Genomic DNA, 4,883 nt, shown 5'->3' with positions numbered 1-4,883 from the left:
GGCGGCATGCAGGCCGACCTCGTCATCGTGGTCGCGCGGACGTCAACCGACCCCGACAACCGGCGCAAGGGCCTCACGCTGTTCGTTGTCGAGGATGGGATGGAGGGCTTCACCCGCGGTCGCGAATTGGAGAAGATGGGCTGCAAGGTCCAGGACACCGCCGAACTGTCGTTCGTCGATGTTCGTGTGCCCGTCGAGAACGTTCTGGGCGACGAAGGTGAGGCATTCGGCTACCTTGGCCACAACCTGCCGCAGGAGCGTTTGACGGTTGCGGTCGGATCGGTGGTGCAGGCGCGCTCGGCGATCGCGGCGGCGATCGGCTACACCAAGGACCGCAAGGCCTTCGGCCAGCCGGTCGCGTCATTCCAGAACACCAAGTTCGAGCTCGCGGCGTGCTCTACGGAGGTGGAAGCCGGCCAAGCGATGCTGGACCGAGCGGTCGCGCTGCACGTTGAGGGGGAGTTGTCGGCCGCCGATGCGGCGCGGGTGAAGTTGTTCTGCACCGAGATGCAGGCTCGGGTGGTGGATCGCTGCCTGCAGCTCTTCGGCGGATACGGCTACATGATGGAGTATCCGATCGCCCGGCTGTATACCGATGCACGGGTGGCGCGCATCTACGCGGGCACCAGCGAAGTGATGAAGGTGATCATCGCCAAGTCGCTCGGTTTGTGAGGAGCGACGAGAAATTGGTCGACTGAGACCCTTGTCACAGTCGGCCAAACCAACCTACTGTGTGTTCAGTCGGTTGGTTTAAGCAGAGGAGCCCGGTGCCCCAGACAAGGCCGTACGACTCGCTGCGGGCCAAAGGCGAGGATCGCAAGCAGCGGATCCTGGCCGTCGCGCAGCGGTTGCTGACCCGCAACGGGTGGCGCAACACGACGCTGGCCCAGATCGCCGGCGAGGCCGGTGTCAGTCCAGCCGGGTTGCTGCATCACTTCGAGTCCAAAGAGCAGCTGCTGAATGCGGTGCTCGACATTCGCGACGCCGACGACGATTCCCACGCCGACCGGGCCGGCGACCTGATTTCCGAGGTGGCCGCCGTCGCCGAACGGTATTACCGGTCACCCGAACTCATCGGCACCTACACGGTATTGCTCGCGGAGAATGTGCATCCCGACGCACCGCTGCACGACCGGCTGCGTGCCCGGTATCACGATGCGATCGACATCATCAGCGAGCTGATTCGGCGCGGCCAGCAGGCCGGCCAATTCCGAATGGACATGGACGTCACCGTCAAGGCAGTGCAAATTCTCGCCTTCATCACCGGAATGGAGACCACATGGTTGCTCAATCCTTCGATACCACTGACCGAGGTCTTCAAGGAGTACTCGGAGTCGTTGGCCCGGGACATGGCGTCGCCGAGCCAGGCGTGAGATACCGACTCGACGTCGTCGCCGCGGATGTCGCCGACGTGGTGCGGTTCGCCGGCGGCTGGCTGTTCGATCGCGCGATGGCGGGCTGGGACGTCACAGTCCTGGTTGCCCACCATCCCGATGACCGGCCGTTGCAGATTCTCGGCGCCCAGATCGTCGACCTCGAATACGCGCTTGCGACGGCTGAACACCGGCCGCCCCCCCAGACCCTGGCTGCCGCGGCCGACCTCTTCGATTGCGATTCGCGCGTACGGCAGGGCGTCCTGCGGGCACTCGATCAGGGTGCAACCGAGGTCACGCTGTGGGGACAAACCTGGCCGACCGAGCTGGACGACAGCGTCCCTCTGGTCGAGCACCGGCTCAGCGCCGCAGCGCGGGCATTCAAAGTCCAGGCCTTTGCGGCGGCGGCGATCCGCGCCGATTCGGTCGGGCCGATCGAGACATTCCGCAGCCGGGTGATGTCCAGTCCGTCGGTCGAGGCCGATCTGGTCCCGGCCGGCTAGCCCTGCCGCCGGCTCCACGTCCGCGGCGCGTTGACGTCGCGGCATGCTCTATGGAAATCTAATACTCATCTCTGAGAGGCGCATTCTCACTGATCGAGATTGGAACGGTGCGACATGGCGAACGACCCCGCCGAACTGGACTTTTTCCGCGGCAGCGAACTCATCGCGGATCCCTACCCCTACTACGAGTCGTTGCGGCAGCAATGCCCGGTTACCAAGGAAAAGCACCACGACGTGACCATGGTGACCGGCTGGGAGGAAGCCTGCGCGGTTCTGAACGACGCCGAGACATGGTCGTCGTGCAACTCGGTGACCGGACCGTTCCCCGGCTTTCCGGTCCCGATCGAGGGTGACGACATCACCGAGTTGATCGAGCAGCATCGCAACGAGCTGCCTTTCAGCGATCAGCTGCCCACACTCGATCCGCCGACCCACACCAACCACCGCTCCCTGTTGATGCGGCTGATCACCCCGAAGCGCCTCAAGGAGAACGAGGACGCCATGTGGGTGCTCGCCGACCAGGCGCTCGACGAGTTCCTGGCACCCGGCCACGGCGAGTTCATCAAGGGCTTCGCCAGCCCGTTCACGCTGCTGGTGATCGCCGACCTGCTCGGCGTCCCGATGGAGGACCGCGACAAGTTCGTCAAGGGCATCCGCGAGCACTCCGGCGGCGGTGTCGGCGGCACCGGCAAGCAATCGCTGGCTCACAGCCCGCTGGAATTCCTCTACGGCCTGTTCTCCGACTACGTCAACGACCGCCGCGCCAACCCCCGCGACGACGTGCTGACCGGCCTCGCCACCGCGACCTACCCGGACGGTTCGACGCCCGAGGTCGGAGACGTGGCTCGCGTTGCGGCCAACGTCTTTTCGGCCGGTCAGGAAACCACCGTTCGACTGCTGGGCGCGTCGCTGCAGACGCTGGGTGAGCGGCCGGACATCCAGGCTCAGTTGCGCAAGGACCGCAGCCTGCTTCCGAACTTCATCGAGGAGTCGCTGCGCCACGAGAGCCCGGTCAAGGGGGACTTCCGGATGAACCGGGTACCCGTCAACGTCGGCGGGGTCGACCTGCCCGCGGGCACCACCGTGATGATCGTGCAGGCCGCCGCCAATCGTGATCCGCGGCGATTCGACGACCCCACAACCTTCGATCCGGCCAGAAAGAATGCCCGCCAACACATCTCGTTCGGACGCGGTATCCACAGCTGCCCCGGCGCCCCACTGGCCCGGGCCGAAACGCGGGTCGCTCTCGAACGACTGCTCGACCGGACGTCCGACATCAGAATCAGTGAGCAGCACCACGGTCCGGCCAATGATCGTCGTTACCAATATGTTCCGACGTACATCCTGCGCGGCCTGACCGAGCTGCACCTGGAGTTCACGTCGGTATGAAGGTCTGGGTAGACGACCAGCGCTGTCGCGGCCACGGCATGTGTCTCACGCTATGCCCGGACGTGTTCAGCTTGACCGACGACGGGTACGCCGTGTCCATCGATTCTGAGGTGCCGGCGGAATTGGAGTCGGCGGCCCAGGAGGCCATCGAATGCTGTCCCGAGCAGGCCATCAGCGCGAAATAGTCAAACGCCCACGCGGATAAGGAGTTCCACGCAACTATGCCAAAGGGATATGTGATCCTCACCGAAGCCATCAAGGATCTGGAGGGTATGAAGGCCTACGGTCGAGCGGCCGGAGCGGCGATGGGTGGAGTCAACATCCTCGCGGTGGATACCAAGCCCACGGTGCTCGAAGGCACCTGGCACGGCGACCAGACCGTCGTGCTGGAGTTCGAATCCGTGGAGGCGGCCCGCGCCTGGTATGAATCCGACGCTTACCAGGAAGCGGCGAAGCTTCGTCAGGCCGCGGCCGACTGCAACGCCGTGATCATCTCCGGGTTCGCCTGAGCCGCAACCAGTTACGGCTGATGCACGCCGATCTCGTCGCAGATCGGCCCTACGATGAACAAGCCGCCGCGAGGGGTGCAGAAGGGGTGCGGCGGCGGCGGTGGCGGCGGTGGAGGGGGCGTAAGGATCGGGGCTGGAACGTCGGCCGCCACGAAGCTGCCATCGGTGGTTCCGGCGAAGCGAACGTTGCCCTGGCCTACCGGAACGATGTACCAGGTGTGGCACACGCCCATGTCCCATTCAATGCCGCGGAACGGCAATCCTTGTCCGGGACACCAGGAGTGCGGCTGCGCAGCAAACGGATCGGCCTGTGCGGTGCCAGTTACCAGTCCTGCCCCGGTACCGGCGACCGTGCCGGCCACCAGCGCCGCGGCGATGACGTTCTGCAGGGTGCGGATGTTGCGCATCGCGGCTGCCTTCCACTTTTCTGCTTCGAAAAGTAGCCGCGACCACTTGATAAATTCTTAATGCCGCAACCCCGGCCTAGAACGGTGGTGGTTCGTCGTCGGCTGGTGGTGCGGGGCCAGCTATGGCCGCCGCTTGGCGAGCTTGCCGCAGTAACCGGTTGTGCCGGCGTTGATCGGCGACGTAGCGGGCCCGGTTTTGGGCGCGTGTGCGTCGGCGCTTCGGCATCATCGCTGTGCGGTTGGCGCAGCGCGGCCGGTCGGGAACCGGGTCGAGCGTCGCGGTCGGTGCGCACAGGTTGGGAAACAGCAAGGCGCTGCCGGGGGTGGTGATGTAGGTCTGCCCGTTGGGGGATGTCCAGATGACGCTGCCGTCGGGGAGTTGTTGGTCGCGCCAGCTCCAGAACGTTTTGAGAAGGTGATGGCAGCGAATTGCTGAAGTACATTCCTGGGGAATGCTCTTAGCTGCATAAACGTGTCTCGACACGCGTCGCGCACCTTAGACTTCTGCGGTGTTCTCGGAGACGCGGTATGCGATGAACGGGGATTTGCGCGTGGCGTATCGCGCGTCACCCCCTGGCGCTCGTGACATCGTGTTCGTCCCGAACTGGTTGACAAACTGCGAGGCGGGTCCGGAGCTGCCATCCATTCAAGGGTGGGTCGACGCGATGACATCGCTCGGCCGGTTCATCCTCTTTGATCAGC

The 4,883-nt window shown here is 64.7% G+C and carries 7 protein-coding genes and 2 pseudogenes; 7 read left to right on the top strand and 2 right to left on the bottom strand.

Translation table 11 applies throughout. The features are described from left to right. The 6 genes from WAO18_RS16210 to WAO18_RS16185 form a co-directional block, all read left to right on the top strand. On the top strand, positions 1-672 hold a 672-nt coding region (locus WAO18_RS16210), incomplete at its 5' end, for an acyl-CoA dehydrogenase family protein (protein ID WP_422207278.1). A gap of 95 nt (positions 673-767) precedes the next feature. Further along, a complete protein-coding gene (locus WAO18_RS16205) occupies positions 768-1,373 on the top strand; it encodes a TetR/AcrR family transcriptional regulator (protein WP_422207277.1) in 606 nt (201 codons plus the stop codon). Next, positions 1,370-1,876: a hypothetical protein gene (locus tag WAO18_RS16200; RefSeq protein ID WP_422207276.1), complete on the top strand. Its 507-nt coding sequence runs from the start codon at positions 1,370-1,372 to the stop codon at positions 1,874-1,876. Before WAO18_RS16205 ends, WAO18_RS16200 begins: the two co-directional genes overlap by 4 nt. Before the next feature lie 114 nt (positions 1,877-1,990). Beyond that, positions 1,991-3,265 (top strand): cytochrome P450, encoded by a 1,275-nt coding sequence (locus WAO18_RS16195; protein ID WP_422207275.1) that lies wholly within the window; start codon positions 1,991-1,993, stop codon positions 3,263-3,265. Beyond that, positions 3,262-3,450, top strand: a complete 189-nt coding sequence (locus WAO18_RS16190) for a ferredoxin (RefSeq protein ID WP_422207274.1) — start codon at positions 3,262-3,264, stop codon at positions 3,448-3,450. The genes WAO18_RS16195 and WAO18_RS16190 overlap by 4 nt, the downstream gene beginning before the upstream one ends. A 36-nt stretch (positions 3,451-3,486) precedes the next feature. Further along, entirely contained in the window at positions 3,487-3,774 is a 288-nt protein-coding gene (locus WAO18_RS16185; protein ID WP_422207273.1) for a DUF1330 domain-containing protein, read from the top strand. An 11-nt stretch (positions 3,775-3,785) separates the two neighbouring features. On the opposite strand, the gene WAO18_RS16180 is transcribed toward WAO18_RS16185, so the two are convergent. Together WAO18_RS16180 and WAO18_RS16175 are read right to left on the bottom strand one after the other, a co-directional pair. After that, entirely contained in the window at positions 3,786-4,181 is a 396-nt protein-coding gene (locus tag WAO18_RS16180) for a hypothetical protein (RefSeq protein ID WP_422207272.1), read from the bottom strand. Between the two features lie 76 nt (positions 4,182-4,257). Beyond that, positions 4,258-4,608, bottom strand: a pseudogene (locus tag WAO18_RS16175) (hypothetical protein); the annotation flags it as partial. An 82-nt stretch (positions 4,609-4,690) separates the two neighbouring features. Here WAO18_RS16175 and WAO18_RS16170 point away from each other — a divergent pair. Then, positions 4,691-4,883 (top strand): annotated as a pseudogene (locus WAO18_RS16170) (hydrolase); the annotation flags it as partial.

Origin of the sequence: Mycobacterium sp., assembly GCF_049278535.1 — a bacterium.
Classification (GTDB): domain Bacteria; phylum Actinomycetota; class Actinomycetes; order Mycobacteriales; family Mycobacteriaceae; genus Mycobacterium.
This window is presented reverse-complemented; position numbering and strand designations above follow the sequence as displayed.

Excerpts from the sequence above, each read along its gene's own strand:
- WAO18_RS16195 (WP_422207275.1), top strand. The coding sequence starts at position 1,991 with ATGGCGAACGACCCCGCCGAACTGGACTTTTTCCGCGGCAGCGAACTC.
- WAO18_RS16190 (WP_422207274.1), top strand. The coding sequence starts at position 3,262 with ATGAAGGTCTGGGTAGACGACCAGCGCTGTCGCGGCCACGGCATGTGT.
- WAO18_RS16180 (WP_422207272.1), bottom strand. The coding sequence starts at position 4,181 with ATGCGCAACATCCGCACCCTGCAGAACGTCATCGCCGCGGCGCTGGTG.
- WAO18_RS16185 (WP_422207273.1), top strand. The coding sequence starts at position 3,487 with ATGCCAAAGGGATATGTGATCCTCACCGAAGCCATCAAGGATCTGGAG.